Source organism: Pseudomonadota bacterium, from assembly GCA_039028935.1.
Taxonomy (GTDB): domain Bacteria; phylum Pseudomonadota; class Gammaproteobacteria; order Steroidobacterales; family SZUA-146; genus SZUA-146.
Map to the genome: position 1 here is coordinate 1 of JBCCHD010000003.1, position 17981 is coordinate 17981.

Here is a 17981-nt window from a genome sequence, read left to right on the forward strand (position 1 = left end):
AACTGGAAGCCGCACTCAAGCGAGGGCGACGACTACGACATCAGGTGGCCATTCTGTTTCTCGATCTCAACCGATTTAAGGCGGTGAATGACACACTGGGCCACGACGTTGGAGATGAACTGCTTAAACGGGTCACTACCCGAATTCGAGGCCTACTCCGCGATTCGGATGTTCTGGGTCGACTCGGTGGTGACCCGTTTAAGCAGTTCATCTCCAACGTCGTGGCCCAGTGTGTCATTCACCGCCTTAAATCGGTTGAGATCGAGAAACAGAATGGCCACCTGATGTCGTAGTCGTCGCCCTCGCTTGAGTGCGGCTTCCAGTTCGATGAGTAACTTTGCGCGATTGGGGAGACCGGTTAACTGATCGTGATAGGCCAGGTGCATGGCCGAATCTGTTTGGCGTTCGAGTTGTGAATTAATGGAGCGAAGTTCAGCGTTTTTCTTCTGCATCTGCAATCGATGCGACCGCAGCTCGCGAAAGCGAAATAACCCGAAAATCAGAACAACACTCAATAAACCGGCGATTCTAAACAAAGGTCCATAATTTGTTTCGAGATGGATAGTGGATGCGGCCCACTTGCGATAGATGTTTTGTCGCGTGACATCAGGGATGGCTTTAATGGCTTTTGTTGTGCTCGACGCGAGGAGTGGCAGATCCTTACTGACCAACATTTGAAAACCAGTGAGGTCTTCGCCATAGCCGCCGTTTACTTTAAGTGTGCCCTCGAAGTCGCGGAGAATGGCATGGCTCAGCACGGGTAGATCATCCAGTACGGCGTAGATCGCATTGTGCTCGAGGCTCTTAAGTGCGTCTTGCAGCGTCTCGTATTCAACAAATTCTAAGTTGAGATATTGACTCTGGAGCTGTTCGGTTTGTGAGTAGGTACTGACAATACCGACCTTTACATTGACCAGGTCGTTCAGTGACAGCAGGTGAGGCTCAGAGATATGCGTGGCCATCGCATAGCGTCGCTCAAGAAACGATTCAGTGAAGAGCCAGTCGCCATTGTCGAGAGCGGTTTGCTCCAGACCCAACGAAATGATGTCGCAGTTGCCCCGCTGGATTTGCCGAGTCAGTTCTGAGGGTGTCGAAAAGTGATTCGCTCTGATGTCCAGTGCCAGGGTTTGCCCAATAATTCGAAGGTGATCGGCGACCATGCCATCGTGCCCACCGGGTGTGACGCCTTCTGTGGGCATGCGGTTGCTGTTCACACACACTTTGATCGGCGGTGAGCCCGAGAGGAAGCGCAGTTCTTCAGCGCTCAGGTTGATCTGCTCGGTCTTAAACGTCTTTGCGTTGGCCTCATTGCCGGTCCACTTAGCCATTATCTGTGTGGCGCGCTGTTCCGGTATATCGGCGAGTGCTTTCTCGACGATGTCGCGGAGAATGGGCCAATCTGAACGCACGCCCATGTGCACGTTGTTAAAGCTGTCTCGAAAGCTGAACGCGGGTTCGAGTCCGGTGATCAGCTGTGTTTCTTGCCAGTAGGCCATTGTCGCCAAATTCTCAACAAGACCGTCGGCTTTGCCGGTGAGCACCGCATCCAGGGCGTCCAGATTGCTATTCACTTCAATAATACGAATCTCAGGATGCTGCTCTTGTAGGAAGCTGATGTATGAGTATCCCGCGGGTACGGCGAGCGCCTTGTTGTGCATGTCTTCCAGCGATTTGAAGCGAGTACCGGTGCGCGTGAACATGTAGTAACGCACGGCAATATAGGGTTTTGTGAAGTTAAATTTAATGCCCCGATTGCGCGTCCAGTACATGGCGGGAAGCATGTCAATCTGTTTGGTTTCGAGCTTATGTAGAAGCTCTGACCATGGGTCGCCAGTGACCATCTGAATCGTCAAGCCCGTGCGAGCCGCAACTTCATCAAGGTAATCCTTTGCGACACCCGTGTAGCCGGAATCATCCACATAGTCCATCGGCGGCCAATCGAATTCGCCGCCGACCACGATGGTGGGATGCTCGGCCATAAACGCGCGTTCTTGCTCAGTAAACTCGATTGCCGCGAGCGTCTGTGTCCAGCTCACGCACAAAAGCAGTACTGAGAGCGCGAGCGGAGACGGTTTCCGCGATGTGGCGACAGATTCATTGAAAATGCGCCGGTGGGGACTATAGAACATTACGCGCTCAGAGCAGATTGAATGGCATTAATAGGTTAGCGGCGAGTTGGACCAATTCTTGAGTGAGGGTGAGTCAGTGCGTGCTGCCTCTGATGGCACTGAGCGGCGGCGCACTGCACCGCCGTAGCGTGGTCAGGGCATCCAGTCTTTACGCACAGGCGGGCATACCCTTAGATGGTCATCGGGATCGATCATTCGTGAATTTAGTCGGTAAAATCCCTGATGTTGATGCAACGCTCCTCTATACTACTCACGAGTTGAGTTCACATTGATTGAGCGCCGAGCCCCATGATGAGGCACGCTGTGTTCGTTGTGAAAATACGAGTCGACCGGTGATGTGGGCACCGTTTCGGGTCGCCTAAATCGAGCGTTTATCGCCCAGCATATAGTGATTACCCAATGACAAAATTAACGCAGTTCAGTCATGGCGCAGGTTGTGGTTGCAAGATCGCGCCTAACCTGCTCGCATCATTTCTGGAGTCCGATTTCGTTCCCCCGGCGGATGCGCGGCTGCTCGTTGGAAACGAGACCAGCGACGATGCGGCCGTTTATCAACTTGGCGATGACGACTGCATAATCAGCACCACCGACTTTTTTATGCCTATCGTGGATGATCCTCATGAATTTGGCCGCGTCGCGGCTGCAAATGCGATCAGCGATGTGTACGCCATGGGTGGTCGGCCGCTGATGGCGATTGCCGTATTCGGGTGGCCGACAGACCAACTCGGCCCAGACGTCGCGCGGCGCGTTCTGGAGGGTGGGCGCTTTGCTTGTCGAGAGGCCGGTATTGTCCTAGCTGGCGGGCATTCGATTGACGCGAAAGAACCCATTTTTGGATTGGCGGTGACCGGTCGAGTGCGTCGCGCTCATCTAAAAAGAAACAGTACCGCGACGGTGGGTGATGTGCTTTTTCTAACCAAACCATTGGGTGTGGGTGTGCTCACAACGGCGGAGAAACGCGGGTTACTCAAGCCCGAGCACGCGGGTCTTGCTGTTGAGAGCATGATGCGACTGAACACCGTCGGCGCGCTACTGGGCGAAAAAGAAGCTGTGACGGCGATGACGGATGTGACGGGCTTTGGTTTGCTTGGGCATTTGATGGAGATGTGTGACGGCAGCGGCGTCAGCGCACGTATCGAGCGGTCGACTATTCCGGTGTTGGAGGGCGTTTACGAGTATATCGACCTTGATTGCGTACCAGGCGGCAGCCAACGCAACTGGCGAAGCGTGGCATCACAGGTAACCGCACTCGATGATCAGCAAAGCGCGTTATTGTGCGATCCCCAAACCAGTGGTGGTCTATTGTTGGCGGTTGATGTCGCCGCTGCCACCGACGTATCGCAGCTCCTGCGCGATGCCTCTTGTTACGCAGAACCAATTGGCGTGCTCCGGTCTCGCGCATCGGACCAAGTTACGATCGAGGTGGCCGATTGACCGCGCTGCCACTCATTGAAGATGTATCTCCACTGTTGGATCAGCGGGTGCCGATGATCGATGTGCGAGCTCCTATTGAATTTGAAAAAGGTGCACTACCGTTTGCACGAAACTTACCGCTCCTTGAGGACGCAGAGCGGCATCAAGTTGGTCTGTGCTACAAAAACAATGGCCAAGATGCCGCGATAATGCTCGGACACAAACTGGTGAGTGGCTTGACGAGGCAATCTCGAATCGAATCATGGAGGCAGTTCGTTGCTACCCACCCTGATGCAGTGCTGTATTGCGCGCGCGGTGGGTTGCGCTCAACGTTGAGTCAGCAGTGGTTGGCGGACATTGGTGTGCCGATCCCGCGTGTGCAGGGTGGATATAAGCAGATTCGACGCGCGCTGCTTACGTACCTTGATGCGGCCTGTCTCGAGCAGTCTTTTGTATTGCTATCGGGAATGACCGGGACGGGCAAGACGGAGATGATTCAGACGGTCGATCGGGCGATTGATCTTGAGCAGCTCGCCAATCACAAAGGGTCGAGTTTCGGTCGGCCGCTTGACGAACAGCCTGCTCAAATCGATTTCGAAAATAGCTTGATCCTAGAGTTGATGCGGTTGCGGCGGAAGTCTCCCGAATCGACGATTGTGCTGGAGGATGAAGATCGAAAGATTGGAGGTCGACATTTGCCGCCGCAGTTTGTCGCGGCAATGAAAGCCAGTTCAATGGTCGTCATCGAGTTGCCTTTTGAAGAGCGCATTGAGCGACTGTGGCAGGAATATGTGATCGACCGCTATAACGCAACGATCGCCCTCTATCCTAGCGATGGCGAACATCGTTTCGCTGCGTATTTGCACGATAGTGTGCATCGGATACAGAAGCGACTGGGTGGGGAACGAACGGCCGATATTCAGGCGTCGATCAACGACGCATTAGCTAACCAGCACAACGATGGATTTGCCGGTCATCGAGACTGGCTGGAGACGATCACGGCCGACTACTACGATCCGATGTACGATTATCAGCTGGAGAAACAGCAAGCGCGAATTGTGTTTCGCGGTCGTCCCGAGGAAGTGACGACGTGGCTGCAGTCGAGCGTTTGTGCAGCGTAACGTGAACGCATTCGCCAGTTGAAGGCAAATAGTGATAGCGGCGTACTACTTTGTCAGCAAAGCAATGCTGGTTAAGTCTTCATCGAAACCAATTGAGCACGCTTTGTCACATTCTATGCTCAGTGTGCGATAAGATTGCGCCTGGCGGTCTGAATAGCCTGTTTCTAAGTACGAGCACGCATGTTCGTTTGGGGGGAAGTTGAGTCAGGTAAAACAAAGCGCAGTCGTCCGCGCTATTGGGTATAGCCTATTGATAATGGCGGTAACACACGGCGGGCCCGTCACGGTGCAGGCTGCCGATATCGGGCGTTACAATATCTACACAACCGATACGCCGCGGCCTGGCCGTGGCGACCTGACGTCAAATTGGGTTGTCGCTCGTCATCTACGACAAACACAACCCAACGCCGAAGTTAACCTCTATATTTCGCCTGTTTTTCATGAGCGCTTTGAGGGTGTGGAGCCGGCGTTTACGCCTTCGGTTAACGTGCAACCGATCCCGTTTGGGAGCGGTGTGATTAACGTGTATTCGCAAACGAATCCGGCGCTGAGCGCTGATTCCGACACCAAACGGGCCATGGCAGAGCAAAGAAAGCGGCTGCATGAGGGCAATGTACGTACGTGCAACTTGGCCTTCACGGTTGATGTTTTGGAGCACCTCACGCGTCGGACGGCAAGCAGCGCAAGAGCGGATGGCGAAGATTACATGGCGCAGCGAGAGGCGCTGGGTGACAGGGCGTTTTCGGCACGTGTTCTTGATGATACCAAGCTCAATCTTGAGCGGTCACAAGCCCGACCCAATCAGGGGCCACACGCCGCACCCTTTTTGAGCTTTAATGTTCTGCGACATCGAGACACCCAACGACTGCGATCCAACACGCACCACATTATGCTCGAAGGGAGTGGCGGTGCTCTATTTCCCCTGTTTGAAGTATTAAGCGGCTTTAGTAATCGCATGCTGTTTATTCAGCGAGGCGAGCCCAATACGCCCTCGATTCGTATTGAATCGGCGTCATACATCGGCTTTGCGCACGCGGACAGCACTAAGGCGATCGAAGACTACATCGACAATATGGAGCGCCTGGCAAACGCTCAGCCTGATCGGAATTTTGTCGTGTTTGTTACAAAACACCTCGCCAACCGCAAGGGGCGAGCCGTTGCCGATGGAGACTGGCCGATACTGTTCTCTCAAGACGATGCGCTGGTGACGAAATTGGTTGAAATCATGCGTAATGCCGACCGTTTCCGCGATAGCCGCCTCGGACAAGCGCGCAATCTTGCTGTTCTTGAATTCAAGGGCTTGCCCATGGATGTCACCGACGCGGTGATTCATGGTGCCAATTTGCGGGTACTTATCACCGGCACGATGTCGCTGAGTCAGGCGCTGCAGTACGCGAAACCCATCGTTTACGAAGCGCGCAACTGGCACGACATGATCGCTTATGACATGGGACGCTTCCTAGCAAATGGCAATAGCGCGCTATTTCATCGAAATATCGTGATTACCGAAGGGTTTCGCTTTTTAGATAATCTCAATGCGCAGGCTCTGCAAGTGGTTCGGTGGCACTATGCCTATGGCGTGAGCCCTCGTAATGATCGCCTCGAGGCGGACTGGGATCTTTACCAGGCGAACTACCAGAGCGAACAAATGGATCTGCTTCGCTATCGCGATGAGGTGAGCTTTCAGGTTCCTGGCGACACGCACGGCCAACTCAAGAACCCGGCCTACGACCTGCCGAGAGGTCATTTGCTTGACAATGTTGCCGCCTATTGCAGTGACGCCGCCGATATTCTCGATGAATTCAGACGAAGCTATGCGCAGCGAGGCCTGTGTGAAAAATGTTTTTCCACCCGCGCCAAACGGCGTGAGGCGGCGGAAAAAATTATGCGCAAGCTTTCACCGGTACTCGAATCCCGGTTTCAAAATCCGTAGAGGAACTGAAGACTATGAACAGCGACTTATCATTTTTTCGTGCACGAATTGCGACCGTGGTGTTACTGGTTTTGACGGTGTTTGTATCGGGCTGTGATCTCGCTAGCGGCGGTTCGGCACCGGCTGGCGGACCCCCCCAAAGCGATGAAGAAAAGCGACAAGCTGAAGCCAGCGGTTTGAGCCTAACCGAGGTACCGGATGAGATTGAAATGGCGGAAGTGCCGGAAACGGGTGTCAGTCTTGGCTGGGCCTGGGACAAAGCCAACCACGAGCCCATCCCAACCATTTGTGTGGAGTTTGTCGAAGGCGAAGAAAAAGCCCAAACACGCTATCTCACTATGTCGGAAGTGTCCGATACCTACGAGCTTATGCAGTCGATGGATATTTCGGCTGAGGCGTCCGTGAAGACCATTGGCTTTAAGGCAGAGGGCAAGGCCGCCTTTGCAAAGTCAGTCAATATTAATTCCTCCAGTAACACATTTGTAATGAACGCCAAGGTGTTCAATGGCGTGCGCTTTGCGGCACCTGCGCCGTTGGCCGAAAATGGTGAGATCGATGATTTCAAGGTTACGTATCGCGGCGGTCTGTCGGGGTCTATTCGTCTAACCGAGCGCGCCGTACAGCTTGCATCGAAGCGGGAATTGACAGACTTCAAGAGTATGTGCGGCACGGCGTTTGTGTCGGCCATTTTCGGTGGCGCAAAGCTAACGGCGGTAATCACCACGAATACCAGCAGTCGCTCCGAAAAAGAATCGATGTCAGCCGAGCTTAGCGGTAGTGGTTGGGGTGCCGAATTTAGCTCGAAACTAGATAGTGACACGCAAGTGAATAACGCAACCGATAGTATGAATGTGTCGCTGTTTCAGACCGGTGGCAGTGGCGACGCGATTCCAGTGACCAAGGAAGATCTGGTCAAAAAAATGGAAACGCTGTCAATGGATGCATACACCGCGCCGAAGGACTTCAGTATCGCGCTGACCCCGTATGAATTGTTGTCAAATTGGCCCAAACGAGCGTTACCGTCGCGCGCCACCGAGCTCGATGAGCTTGCGAGTTTCTGGGGCGCTTACAACACGCTGTACGATGAAATTCAGGACACCCTTGATAGTCCGAATGAGTACGCGGCGGTGAACATCGATGAAAAGGGCTGTATTGAGATTGACGACGGGATCCGGCCCGGCGAGCCGGTGGCGACAGCGGATCTACAAAAAGTCACCAAAGATTTTGTCGACGACATTCCGAAGATGGGTTTTGTCAGAGCGAATAAGCGCTATCAGTCGGCTGTTATGGAGCTGTATGCCGCCGCAGCGATTCCAGGCAGTGATGCTGATAATGCGCACAACATAAAAGCGTTGCGCATGGCCCAGGATGATATTTTAGTCGCGCTCAAGGAAATGCAGGATGTGGCACAGGACTGCGTTTCGAAGAGCGATACATGTTTGTTCAACCAGCATAAATACCGTAGCCCCTACGCCTATCGCCTGCAGTTGTTGCCTAAACTGGGCTACGCGCAGAACTCGCGCGATCTCATCGAGCTATTTGTCGAGGATGTGTCCAAAACTCGATGCAAGCTTAATCCCGAAAACGCCGGCTGTATTTCCAACAGCCGCGCCGATGGCTGGCACGAGAAGATTGGCCTATTACCGGTCGTAAAGGCCCAGCAGCCCGAGTTGCATGCACACTTGAGCACACTGCTTGATAACAAAGAGTATCGTGAGCGTCATACATGCAGCCGTAACATCGAAGGCAGTCCAGCATTGAGCGTTGAGAAAAAACACAATGTGATATGGGCGGATTTGTCGCGGTTGCCGGCACGCACACTGTCCGCCGAGCAGTCCAAATAAGGGAGTACCATCGCCATGCCGGATGGGCAGCAGGTGGACGGCTAAAGACTCATCTTAAAGAAAAAAGCGTTTTCAATGTGTTTTCGACGAGCAGGGGAGCGTGTGCTGTTTTCAAGTAACTGAGGTCGTTCTTGCGTTCGTTCAAAACAGAATTGAGTGGGTAAACGTGAGTACAGTGATTTGGGCGGCTGACGATAGTGTATTCCTTTGAGCTTCGCGCCCGAATCGTGCGTATGGTAGTAGATCGTATTAACGCCCAGCTCGCGACGTAGAAACCAAATTGCAGCGGCCAGCATTGCTTCGTGCCATACACCTTGGTGCGCAGGCAGTACCGTATCTACGTATCGGATAAGGTCTCGTTTTCGTCTGGCCGATGCAGGATTGACGGTATGATTCAGCGTTCTTTTTGCGTAGTTACGATGCCATTGCGCTTCGCGCAACCAGTCGTTCTGAATTTCTTCGATGAGCGCTTCTCCTTCAGTCAAGTCAATATCAAGGCGAGCCCAGGCCAAGGTGTAAAAAGGATGCTCGGCGATCGGGTGTCCTCCATATTCGAACGGGCCGGCTTCCGCGTCGTCTACGAGTCGTTTGTAGGCGTCGTTATGCTGATTAGAAAAGTTAAGCTGTAGCACTAGATTGAAGCCGGTTCGTGACGTTTGACGCCAGCGGTTTTTGCGCCGCGAGCCCCACAAGCCCAGCGTCAAATGATAGATTTGCGGTTGAACTGGCCATACAGCGTCGAAAGCGTTTGGGTCGAGTGATCTTCCACGGCAGGAGAACAGGGCTGTTTTTATTACTCCCTTATTCAGTAGTTTGGCGAAGCGGCTCGCTTTTAGATCGTTCTTGGTCTGGTGCTGGTCTGCGACGAGGCTCAATAACATCAAGGCATAGCGGTCCTTGAAGTAGTAAAACGGCGTTTTACCCCTCGGTAGGCAATCGATAATCTCCTTAGCTTCGGATAATTTCATAAGGCACTGTAAAAAAAGCGGGCACCTTAGTCGGTGCCCTTAATGTTCGCGACGGGATACAGGCGATTGGCCACGCGTGCGATGCCCTCGGTTTCGAGCACGCGTAGCACTTCATCCAGATCCTTGTAGACATGGCCACACTCGTCCAGAGGCGTGCGGCGCGTGTTGCCCACAATGCCCTGAATGTCGACGCCACCGAGTGTGCGTTTGATAAAGCGCATCTCATGGTCGATGTCGTCATGCAGTTCGGCCAGTTCGCGTTTGGCTTTACCGCGTGCCATCACGCGTCCAGAGCCGTGATTAACCGAACAGCCAGACTCATACGCGCCTTTTAGCGGATACAAAATCGCTGCACCGTCAAGCATGGAGCCAGGGACCAGGCATGGGTGCCCAGTGGTTTCCCACTTGGTGCCCACCAAGTCCGGGTGTCCGGCCGGAAACGCACGCGTCGCGCCTTTACGATGAACAAATCCTTTCTTGGTTGTGCCATCGGGCAATACCAGCGTCTCTTCCTGCACCAGGTTGTGCGAGATTTCATAAAACACCTCGCCCGTGGCATTGAAGACGTTTTCTAGCGCTTTTTGCACACCACGCACGATAATGTGTCGGTTGGCCACAGCGTAGTTGGCCGCCGAATTGTGATGCGCCCAGTACTCTTTGCCGAGCGGTTCATCGGCTCGCAGCCATGATTCTTCGCGTCGGTTTTTCGCGAGCCCACGTAGCTCGGCGCCGGCGTAGAAGTAGTGATTTGCGGTTTGCCAGCCGTAGCCACGACTGCCACAGTGGATCATGACCCACACCGATCCGTCTTTGACGTCGACCTGCATTTCGACGAAGTGGTTGCCACCGCCAACAGAACCGATTTGAGGACTCGCTTTGCTTCGTGCACGCTTGATGCGGTCGGTGTCGAGCACCGATTCGTCAACAGCGATGTACTGCCGCTCGCATACATCCGCGCGCACGCCTACTGCCTGAGCGCCGTAGCGGAAAATGTCTTCAATCTTGCGATCCGTCAGTCGAGGCATGTGCTTTGGGCGATGGCTACCCACGCCCGTTGCAATGCGCAGCTCGACATCGTCAATCCATTGGCGACGCTTGTCCCAGTCGGCGACGTCGGCCGCGTTCAAGCCAGGCACTTTGAGATAGACCACGCCACAAGAAATGTCGTAGCCACTGCCAGCCTGAATGATGACATCCTCGGTGACCGCCACACCTCCCACGGGAATGCCGTAGCCGACGTGCGTGTCGGGCATAAGGTACAAGCCGATAATGCCCGGATACGACGCAGCTTGTGCCGCCTGTCGCCATAGGGTTTCGTCGGTCTGCGCAAACAACGTTTCAGACAGATACGCGTTCACCTCGGCGTTCATGTCACCGATTTTAGGCAGCACGTAATGTGCTTCAGATACTTTTTCCACTTGTTGTCGGTAAGACATCGTCTTGTCCTTTCTATTAATAGCCTTTTGAATACAACGGTGTTCAATAGGCGGTCAGTCTACACGCAGTCGGCTGCTAGCCCCCACCCGTGTGCGCAGGAATGCCATTTGATCGGCCAGAATGCGTCTGTTTTCCAGAATCAGGCCTTCGGCGCGATTCGGTGCGTAGGGCACGGCAAGCAAACGTAAACCACTCCGCTGAAGCGGCTGATTGTCCTTGCGGTGGTTGCAAGGCCGACAGGCCGCCACAACATTTTCCCATGTGTCTTCGCCGCCCGCTGAGCGCGGCACAATGTGATCGCGCGTGAGCAGGCGAGCGGGTAGCCCACTGCCACAATACATGCAGCGGAATTCATCGCGTCGAAAAAGCGCCGCATTGGTCAGGGCCGGTGTTCCGGTCCAGTTTTGCGCGCGCTGATCAAGCGACGTGGTTGCGACGATCGAATTGACAGTCAGCCGTGAACGACGGCCGGTCAGTCGCGACACGCCGCCGCGCAGCACCGTCTGCTCCAGACCAGCTTCCCACGCAACTTGCCGACGGCAGTAAAGCAGGGCACCTTCTTCGCGAGACAGCCAGGCCACGGGCCTACCGCTGATATCGAGTTTTAAAATTCTCATCGTCTTATTCCATGTGGTATCAACAATGCCGATTGTGTAAAGGTGGTGGACACGGCGGGTATCGAACCCGCATATCGCCGCAACCGAGGCATTACTCCCGGCCAATCAAGCGTTGGAAAGCGCGCACCGGCAGAGTGTTGAACCGTCTCATGTGGCGCAATCCCGCGTTGGTGCTCGCCTCAAAATGCTCATTTACAAATGTAAACTCCGCTTTTTCGGCAAGAACCGCCTTGTCTTGCACTCACCTGAGCAGGCTCAACCCACTGCCGACGAGTAACCCTGACAAAGAGCAGTCGCCTGCAACTCATAACCTGACCGCGTTGATTTCCTAGACGACGACCGGTTTTACCCGGACCACCTGCAGCCAATCTTTTAGGTGGCGGCGTCCATTTGCCAACGTGCCCGAAAAGTGGTGCGCAGCCCGCGAGTCGAACGCGGAAGCGAGTAGGTTTGAGCTACCCAGGTATGCCAGTTCCCGTCAGCTGCGCGGGGTGCGGACCCCCGGAATCGAACCGGGATGCCAATGGGTTTAAACCATCGAGGTTTGCCAGTTTCCATCAGGTCCGCAAAATTGGTGGCCGCCCTCGGAGTCGAACCGAGAAGCACCTGTTTCTAAGACAGGTAGGTATGCCAATTCCCTTCAGACGGCCAATGTGTTGGTGTCCCTGCCGCGATAGCGCAGGGCGTAGAGAGCCTTGAGCCACTTCGTAAAAAAGTGAGTGAAAAATGTGGACATGCCGCTCGGAATCGAACCGAGGAAAACGAGGGTTGCAACCTCGCGCCTTACCATTTGGCGTCGGCATGGTTGGCTGATCAGGAACGAATCGAACGCTCATTTGTGGGTTTGGAAGCCACTGTCTTTCCATTAGACCACTGACCATTGGATCGGCGTCGTGGACTTGAACCACGATCTTGAGATTCAAAGTCTCATGTCTTGCCATTAGACGAGCGCCAAATGTGGTACAGCTGACAGGATTCGAACCTGTGGCCTCGACTTTCGCACAGTCGCGCTCTATACCGCTGAGCTACAGCCGTACTGAAACTAGGGTGGGAGGGTGCGTTGCACACCCTCCCAGGGGGATTGCCGGATTACTGTTTGATGTTAACCAGTCCATCCAGCAGCGCATCGAGACCGCCAACAACCGACAGGTTGCCAACGTTTTCGGTCACTTTCTCAAGCGTCTCGAGCTCTTTGAGGCGCAATGCCACACGGTTGCTTTCCATCACTTTCGCGGTGTTGAGCAATGAACGCGTTGCATTGGTCTCTTCGCGGCGGCGAATGACATTCGCTTGAGCCGCTTTTTCAGCTTCCACCACCTTGCCCAGTAGGTCTTTCATATCACCAGGCAGGATGATGTCTTTCACGCCAACACTCACTACGTTGAGGCCAATCTCGGCAAAACGGTCGCCAAGGTGGTCCGCGACATCACGGTCGATGGCGGATTTATCCTCAAGCAGGGTGTCGAGTTTGCGGGTACCGACGGCCGCACGAAGACCAAACTGGATTTCTTTGTAAAGCTGATCCATTGGGTCTTTAAACGCGCGCACGGCTTTCGCTGCATCCACAAACTGATACGTGGCGGTCACGTTGATGCGCAGCGCCACTTTGTCTTTGGTCAGGATTTCCTGACCTTGGACTTCAAGTGCTTTCACACGCAGGTCAACCAAATCAACCGACACGGCGTGCGCCAGATTCCAGAAGGCGTGCAGACCTGCCGATAGGGTTTGGTTAAGTTCACCGTCCACATACAGCAGACCGACATGCGCGTCTGGTACCACACGCGCATACACCGCGTGACTGGCCACGTTTTGCACCACGGCGGTACGACCGTTTACCAGGCGCTTGGTTAACGCAGCGTCGAGCTTAATGGCCTCGTCGAGGTCAAAGCGTTCGACGCGTACGTTCACCACGCCTTTCCAGTAGAGTTTGCGCTCCGCTGGACCCAGCACCTGGGCAGCCCGCTCATTGAAGTAGACCAACGCCGCTTCGTTCGCGCGCGTTTCCACCATGTGGAAGTGCGCATCGACCGCGGTACGCTCGGCTTCAACGAGGAAGTCCGCCAGGCGGTGCTCGAAGACTGCGACCGAAAGATCGTAGCGCTCAACCGTGTAGCGTTTACGTGGGCTGAAGTACCGATAGGTACCGGGTGCAAGGAATGAAAGGAAGTCTCCGTCTTTAAACAAGAGACCGCGTTCGTGCTTGCGCACGATGAATTTTTGCATGAACAACATAGTGCGTTCTCCTTTTTGGTTTGTATTGAGTTGAATTCCGTGCTGAGACGGTCGTGTTTGAACGCGCGTAGACGAGGCGCCAGGCCATATCGTGCGTTTTTCGTTGGCCTTTTGCTTTGCAATACGACGTTCGACTTCTGCCAGCCGACTAAGACCAGCCATGCCTGATCACCTCCTTTTTGTTGTGAATGGGATGAGCATCAAGGCGTTTCTTGATGTAAAAATAGGGAGCGCCAGCCACCACGGTCGTACAACGGAATCGCGGCGCCGACTGAGCGAGCGGTGTGTGTACCCAATGCTGGTTGCCATCGAGATAGGCTCGAGGAGCCTTCCTGTATTCCAAGCGTTCGGTCCTTGAACGAATGACAACTAACGTAGGGCGGACCCACAGCCGGAACAGTGCGGCGGGACACGAGTCGGTCGCACAAGCGTTGCAGAGCATGTACCGAAGCACATGATCCGCCGGTGGCTGACGCGGATGGGGCGATATTCCTCGCCAGAGGAGCGGATTCGAACCGCAGGCTTTCGCCTTTACCGTTAGGCCTTTGGAAGGCTTGGTGGGAAATGCAAGAATCGAACTTGCGACTTTCAGATTCTGATCTGATGCTCTAACCGACTGAGCTAATTTCCAAGTGGCGGTTGAGTGCTAACGATACGCTCGGTACACACCGTGCGATGGGGGCGTGAGTGCGCCGGACGGGATCAAAACCCGAACCATAGAACGCCGCTCGCGGGCCCAACCCTGGTTGTCCGAGTTGGAATCGAACCAACGACCTCCGCTGTGTGAGAACGGTGCTCTTCCAACTGAGCTATCGGACAATATGGTCGAGAGGGCCGGATTCGAACCGGCGCGTGCGGGGTTATGAGCCCCGCCTGAGACCGCCTCCCTCTCAAAAAAACGAAAAAACTGGACCGCCTGGAGGGACTCAAACCCCCGACCTGCTGGTTCGAAGCCAGCCGCTCTATCCCACTGAGCTACAGGCGGTGATGGCGGAGAAGCCAGGATTCGAACCTGGGTAGGGTTTCCAACCCTTTTTTGTTTAGCAAACAAACGCCATAAACCACTCGGCCACTTCTCCATGCATGTTTGGGGCGAATGAACGGAGTTGAACCGATATCAACCAGGGTCACGACCTGGGGCTTTGCCGTTAAGCTACATTCACCACACTGGCGGAGACTGAGGGGATCGAACCCCCACATCCGTTAAGACATCGCCGGGTTCAAACCGGCTAAGCACGCCGACCTTGCGAGTCTCCAAAAAAATTGGTCTGAAAGGCTGGATTCGAACCAGCGGCCTCTCGGTTCCAAACCGAGTACTCTGACCAGGCTGAGCTACTTCCAGAAGAGTGGTAGACCGAGGCTGATTTGCACAGCCGACCTCGCGATTATCAGTCGCGCGCTCTACTGGCTGAGCTATCGGTCTCTGTGATCAGGAAAGCACCGGAACAAACGATCCATCAGCCATTGCGCGACGGATATAGCGCATATACATAACGGCTTTGTCCTCAAGTTCAAGCGTGGCGCCTCCCACGTCTTCCAGCGGAACGGGAAACAGGTATGCGCCACGTTTAGGAATATCAACGCCGTAGTAGGCGACGCCCTGACGGTATCGAACGAAGCGAACCGTGTTGCCTCTAACAATGTCTTTGATGTTCATGCTGCTTTCCTTGTTGTTTGGTGACCCGGACAGGGGTGATCGAAACAGCCTTAGGGCTGTTTAGACCCTGCGGGCCTCACGGCTACGCCGCTCGTCGTTGATTGCGGTGCAATCGATCGAACCTGCAATCTCGAGGATGAAGGCCTCGCGGCTTAACCATTCGCCTACCGGATCATTAAAAAGTGGCGCCACGGATCGGATTCGAACCGACATCGTTCGGATAGACAATCCGACGCTCTGCCGTTGAGCTACCGCGGCGAATAAGAGACGGCTGAGACTACGCCGTTGGTGACGACCCGTTAGCAGGAGTACGCGTTACCTGCCCGGCAACGCTTGCCTGCGTGTCCACCACCACCTCGCGAGCAGCGAGCGTGATCGTCGATCGTCGTGACTGCCTTTTTTAAAGAGTGTGGCGAGTCACTCATTGCACGCGTCTAATCGGCAGTTTGCTTACCGTGAGCCCTGCGAGGCTCTAAATGGGGGCTACCCAACCGTGCGGCGTGCTGCCAAGGTTCAGCCAGCTTGCGACTGCCTAAACCGCCGAATTGCCCGAGGGCTTCGGCCTTAAGCCACTTTCGAGGCGTGCCGAGGTGCGTCTTTGCGTTTCTCTAATGGAGCGTAGTGCAGGATTCGAACCTGCGACCAATCGATTAAGAGTCGATAGCTCTACCTCTGAGCTAAAAACGCCATCCAGCCTGTGGGAAACAGGCGAGATAGTTCCACTGCGACGTGCGCACCTCTGTCGCTTCGTTACCTTTTGAGTAACAAAATACAACACGCCGAATGTCGTTCACCTGCCGGCTACTAAACTGACGCCGAGGACGCTGGCTGCACACCAGAACCCCAGACCTCTGCACAGACGCGCTTGCCAGCAAGGCTCACACTTGTCTGCACTATTCGTTACCTCTCACGGTTGACGATGTCGGTATCGCGGGTTGCACCACCACGTGTTCTTTGATGTACCCGCATTCCAGGCGTTTGCCTGTGCGTAAATACACTACTTCCGCGTATCGCTTGGCCGCTATTCCCGGCGGTGCCGAGAACAACTGGAGGCCGAACTTGCCTGGATTGACCGAAAATCCTTTTCGGCGAAACACCGTGGTTGTGTTCCTTTCCCGCCATCGCTGACGGTTATCGGGGCCAGGCCCCTCTGCCTGATTCATTCTTGATGACAAACGAGACTCGTCGCGCTTGTCATTGCGAATGGACCCGACTGGTCTACCCAAATGGTTGGGTAAGAATATGGTGGAGGATCGCGGATTCGAACCGCGCGCATTCGCCTTGCAAAGACGACGTTCTGCCAGCTGAACTAATCCCCCGAAAAGAATGGTGTATTTACCACTCACCTCAAAACTGGCTGGCACAGCTGGATTCGAACCCGCACCTTCCCGCTTAACAGGCGGACGCTCTACCATTGAGCTACATGCCACTGGTGAATCGGGTTGGAGTTGAGCGGGCTGTCGGGCTTCAGCCGACCGCTCTACCACTTGAGCTACCGATTCGGTGGAAAGGGTAGGAGTTGAACCTACAAGACCGATGCGGTCACTGGATTACAGCCAGCGCGTCTCGCCATTGACAGCCTTTCCGAAACTGGTGCTGACGGAGAGCGTCGAACTCCCATCCTGCTGCTTAAAAGGCAGCGGCTCTGCCGGTTGAGCTACGTCAGCGAATAGGTTGGGGCGAGCGCAAGCGCGCAGCCGGGTCAAAGTGCCGCAGCCTCTCTCTGTGAGAGACTCCGCCCCAACGTTTACACAATCTGCATTGTTAAAGAGCAAACACCTGGGTAATAAAAAACCCCGGTGGGTGTGAACCTACCGGGGTTTCCTATTCGGAGTGTCCCTGAGAGGTTCGAAAATCGAGCCTCTCAGCACACGGAATGCGTTAAAAGGCTACGTCATCGGTTCTCCGCTATTCGCGGCGAGTGAATCAAAACGGTTATACGCGCGCTGCGCGAGCCAGCCGGGTTTGCCGGACAGGCGTGCGAGGTCGATTGCGTGGGCACGACTATGCCGACACAGGACGGTGGATAACCAAAGTTGTGATATGACGTTTTTCATAGTGGACGGCAGTATACGCAACCGTTGAAACATGTCAACAGTTAAAGTGAACAAATGTCCCGAAAAAGTGAACCGCGTCTGATTGCTAAGGTTTTTTTATTTTCTTAGGCTGTGTTTCGCGAACGGATTTGAGCCAGTTTTGAATGGTCGATTGTTGTCGAGCGGTTAAATCGAGCGCGCCGCTCATCAGTTCAATGGTATCGACGACCCGTCCACGTATCGCGGCGCCGACTTCCTTTTCGGGAATAGAGGGCCCTTTACCGAACAGTATCCAACCTGGCGACACACGAGTGATCTCAGCGATTGCCTCAATGATCTTTAAGTTCGGGTTCTTAGGTTCGGTGGTCTCTAGGCGATGTAGCCCGGTTTTAGATAGATCGATGCCGTATTCCCGCAGCGCCGCGCGAAGCGCCGCCGGCTCCATGCGGGCTCGAAGGCGAGCGGCACGGATACGCTCAGCGATGTTTTGTGGTTCGTCTGACACGCAAGATCCACTTGGCCATTGGGAGTGCGCCAGTGTACTCGAGAATGGCCGTTATGCTAAATCAGAGCGTGCACACTCGTTTGGAAACC

General features: G+C 54.5%; 11 protein-coding genes, 20 tRNA genes and 1 pseudogene. 5 read left to right on the forward strand and 27 right to left on the reverse strand.

The genetic code is table 11. From position 1 onward, the window contains the following. The first annotated feature begins 44 nt into the window (after window positions 1-44). Window positions 45-293 (forward strand): GGDEF domain-containing protein, encoded by a 249-nt coding sequence (locus AAF465_02165; GenBank protein ID MEM7081530.1) that lies wholly within the window; start codon window positions 45-47, stop codon window positions 291-293. Here AAF465_02165 and AAF465_02170 read toward each other — a convergent pair. Continuing rightward, window positions 225-2129, reverse strand: a pseudogene (locus tag AAF465_02170) (transporter substrate-binding domain-containing protein). The gene AAF465_02165 and the pseudogene AAF465_02170 sit on opposite strands and share 69 nt — an antisense overlap. A gap of 399 nt (window positions 2130-2528) precedes the next feature. On the opposite strand from AAF465_02170, the gene selD reads away from it, so the two are divergent. The 4 genes from selD to AAF465_02190 all read left to right on the forward strand — a co-directional run bounded on the left by selD (window position 2529) and on the right by AAF465_02190 (window position 8440). Beyond that, on the forward strand, window positions 2529-3563 hold the full coding sequence (selD, locus tag AAF465_02175) for a selenide, water dikinase SelD (protein ID MEM7081531.1): 1035 nt from the start codon (window positions 2529-2531) through the stop codon (window positions 3561-3563). Then, window positions 3560-4663 (forward strand): tRNA 2-selenouridine(34) synthase MnmH, encoded by a 1104-nt coding sequence (mnmH, locus tag AAF465_02180; GenBank protein MEM7081532.1) that lies wholly within the window; start codon window positions 3560-3562, stop codon window positions 4661-4663. The genes selD and mnmH overlap by 4 nt, the downstream gene beginning before the upstream one ends. 256 nt (window positions 4664-4919) lie before the next feature. Then, entirely contained in the window at window positions 4920-6596 is a 1677-nt protein-coding gene (locus tag AAF465_02185; GenBank protein ID MEM7081533.1) for a hypothetical protein, read from the forward strand. A gap of 14 nt (window positions 6597-6610) precedes the next feature. After that, entirely contained in the window at window positions 6611-8440 is a 1830-nt protein-coding gene (locus tag AAF465_02190; protein MEM7081534.1) for a hypothetical protein, read from the forward strand. A 41-nt stretch (window positions 8441-8481) separates the two neighbouring features. Here AAF465_02190 and AAF465_02195 read toward each other — a convergent pair whose 3' ends face one another. From AAF465_02195 to AAF465_02320, 26 genes are all read right to left on the reverse strand, one after another. Then, window positions 8482-9408 (reverse strand): hypothetical protein, encoded by a 927-nt coding sequence (locus AAF465_02195; protein MEM7081535.1) that lies wholly within the window; start codon window positions 9406-9408, stop codon window positions 8482-8484. Window positions 9409-9434: 26 nt separating this feature from the next. Next, window positions 9435-10844, reverse strand: a complete 1410-nt coding sequence (locus tag AAF465_02200; protein ID MEM7081536.1) for an RtcB family protein — start codon at window positions 10842-10844, stop codon at window positions 9435-9437. A 54-nt stretch (window positions 10845-10898) separates the two neighbouring features. Further along, window positions 10899-11462 (reverse strand): HNH endonuclease, encoded by a 564-nt coding sequence (locus AAF465_02205; protein MEM7081537.1) that lies wholly within the window; start codon window positions 11460-11462, stop codon window positions 10899-10901. 572 nt (window positions 11463-12034) lie between these two features. Beyond that, a tRNA-Leu gene (locus AAF465_02210) sits at window positions 12035-12112 on the reverse strand. Window positions 12113-12191: 79 nt separating this feature from the next. Further along, window positions 12192-12266 (reverse strand) — tRNA-Cys (locus tag AAF465_02215). A 2-nt stretch (window positions 12267-12268) separates the two neighbouring features. Next, window positions 12269-12342: transfer RNA gene (locus AAF465_02220), tRNA-Trp, on the reverse strand. A 1-nt stretch (window position 12343) separates the two neighbouring features. After that, window positions 12344-12417, reverse strand: a tRNA-Gln gene (locus AAF465_02225). A gap of 3 nt (window positions 12418-12420) precedes the next feature. After that, window positions 12421-12497 (reverse strand) — tRNA-Arg (locus AAF465_02230). 54 nt (window positions 12498-12551) lie between these two features. Further along, window positions 12552-13694, reverse strand: a complete 1143-nt coding sequence (locus tag AAF465_02235) for a slipin family protein (GenBank protein MEM7081538.1) — start codon at window positions 13692-13694, stop codon at window positions 12552-12554. Between the two features lie 743 nt (window positions 13695-14437). Continuing rightward, window positions 14438-14513 (reverse strand) — tRNA-Val (locus AAF465_02240). Between the two features lie 3 nt (window positions 14514-14516). Beyond that, window positions 14517-14587, reverse strand: a tRNA-OTHER gene (locus tag AAF465_02245). A 15-nt stretch (window positions 14588-14602) separates the two neighbouring features. After that, a tRNA-Arg gene (locus AAF465_02250) sits at window positions 14603-14679 on the reverse strand. Between the two features lie 3 nt (window positions 14680-14682). Beyond that, a tRNA-Ser gene (locus AAF465_02255) sits at window positions 14683-14773 on the reverse strand. 9 nt (window positions 14774-14782) lie between these two features. Further along, window positions 14783-14857: transfer RNA gene (locus tag AAF465_02260), tRNA-His, on the reverse strand. Between the two features lie 101 nt (window positions 14858-14958). Next, a tRNA-Pro gene (locus AAF465_02265) sits at window positions 14959-15036 on the reverse strand. 5 nt (window positions 15037-15041) lie between these two features. Next, a tRNA-Ile gene (locus AAF465_02270) sits at window positions 15042-15117 on the reverse strand. A gap of 6 nt (window positions 15118-15123) precedes the next feature. Then, window positions 15124-15351 (reverse strand): hypothetical protein, encoded by a 228-nt coding sequence (locus AAF465_02275; protein ID MEM7081539.1) that lies wholly within the window; start codon window positions 15349-15351, stop codon window positions 15124-15126. Window positions 15352-15369: 18 nt separating this feature from the next. After that, a tRNA-Glu gene (locus tag AAF465_02280) sits at window positions 15370-15525 on the reverse strand. A gap of 9 nt (window positions 15526-15534) precedes the next feature. Then, window positions 15535-15609, reverse strand: a tRNA-Asp gene (locus tag AAF465_02285). 354 nt (window positions 15610-15963) lie between these two features. Next, window positions 15964-16038, reverse strand: a tRNA-Lys gene (locus tag AAF465_02290). 556 nt (window positions 16039-16594) lie between these two features. Further along, window positions 16595-16670: transfer RNA gene (locus AAF465_02295), tRNA-Ala, on the reverse strand. Between the two features lie 35 nt (window positions 16671-16705). Continuing rightward, window positions 16706-16780, reverse strand: a tRNA-Asn gene (locus AAF465_02300). A gap of 1 nt (window position 16781) precedes the next feature. Then, a tRNA-Phe gene (locus AAF465_02305) sits at window positions 16782-16853 on the reverse strand. A gap of 2 nt (window positions 16854-16855) precedes the next feature. Next, window positions 16856-16937, reverse strand: a tRNA-Tyr gene (locus tag AAF465_02310). Window positions 16938-16942: 5 nt separating this feature from the next. Further along, a tRNA-Lys gene (locus AAF465_02315) sits at window positions 16943-17018 on the reverse strand. A 475-nt stretch (window positions 17019-17493) separates the two neighbouring features. Continuing rightward, entirely contained in the window at window positions 17494-17892 is a 399-nt protein-coding gene (locus tag AAF465_02320) for a hypothetical protein (GenBank protein MEM7081540.1), read from the reverse strand. Window positions 17893-17981: the final 89 nt, after the last annotated feature.

Bases quoted from the DNA above. Each gene is read 5' to 3' on its own strand.
- AAF465_02185 (MEM7081533.1), top strand. From the start codon at position 4,920: ATGGCGGTAACACACGGCGGGCCCGTCACGGTGCAGGCTGCCGATATC.
- AAF465_02235 (MEM7081538.1), bottom strand. From the start codon at position 13,694: ATGTTGTTCATGCAAAAATTCATCGTGCGCAAGCACGAACGCGGTCTC.
- AAF465_02200 (MEM7081536.1), bottom strand. From the start codon at position 10,844: ATGTCTTACCGACAACAAGTGGAAAAAGTATCTGAAGCACATTACGTG.
- AAF465_02195 (MEM7081535.1), bottom strand. From the start codon at position 9,408: ATGAAATTATCCGAAGCTAAGGAGATTATCGATTGCCTACCGAGGGGT.
- AAF465_02205 (MEM7081537.1), bottom strand. From the start codon at position 11,462: ATGAGAATTTTAAAACTCGATATCAGCGGTAGGCCCGTGGCCTGGCTG.
- AAF465_02275 (MEM7081539.1), bottom strand. From the start codon at position 15,351: ATGAACATCAAAGACATTGTTAGAGGCAACACGGTTCGCTTCGTTCGA.
- selD (MEM7081531.1), top strand. From the start codon at position 2,529: ATGACAAAATTAACGCAGTTCAGTCATGGCGCAGGTTGTGGTTGCAAG.
- AAF465_02190 (MEM7081534.1), top strand. From the start codon at position 6,611: ATGAACAGCGACTTATCATTTTTTCGTGCACGAATTGCGACCGTGGTG.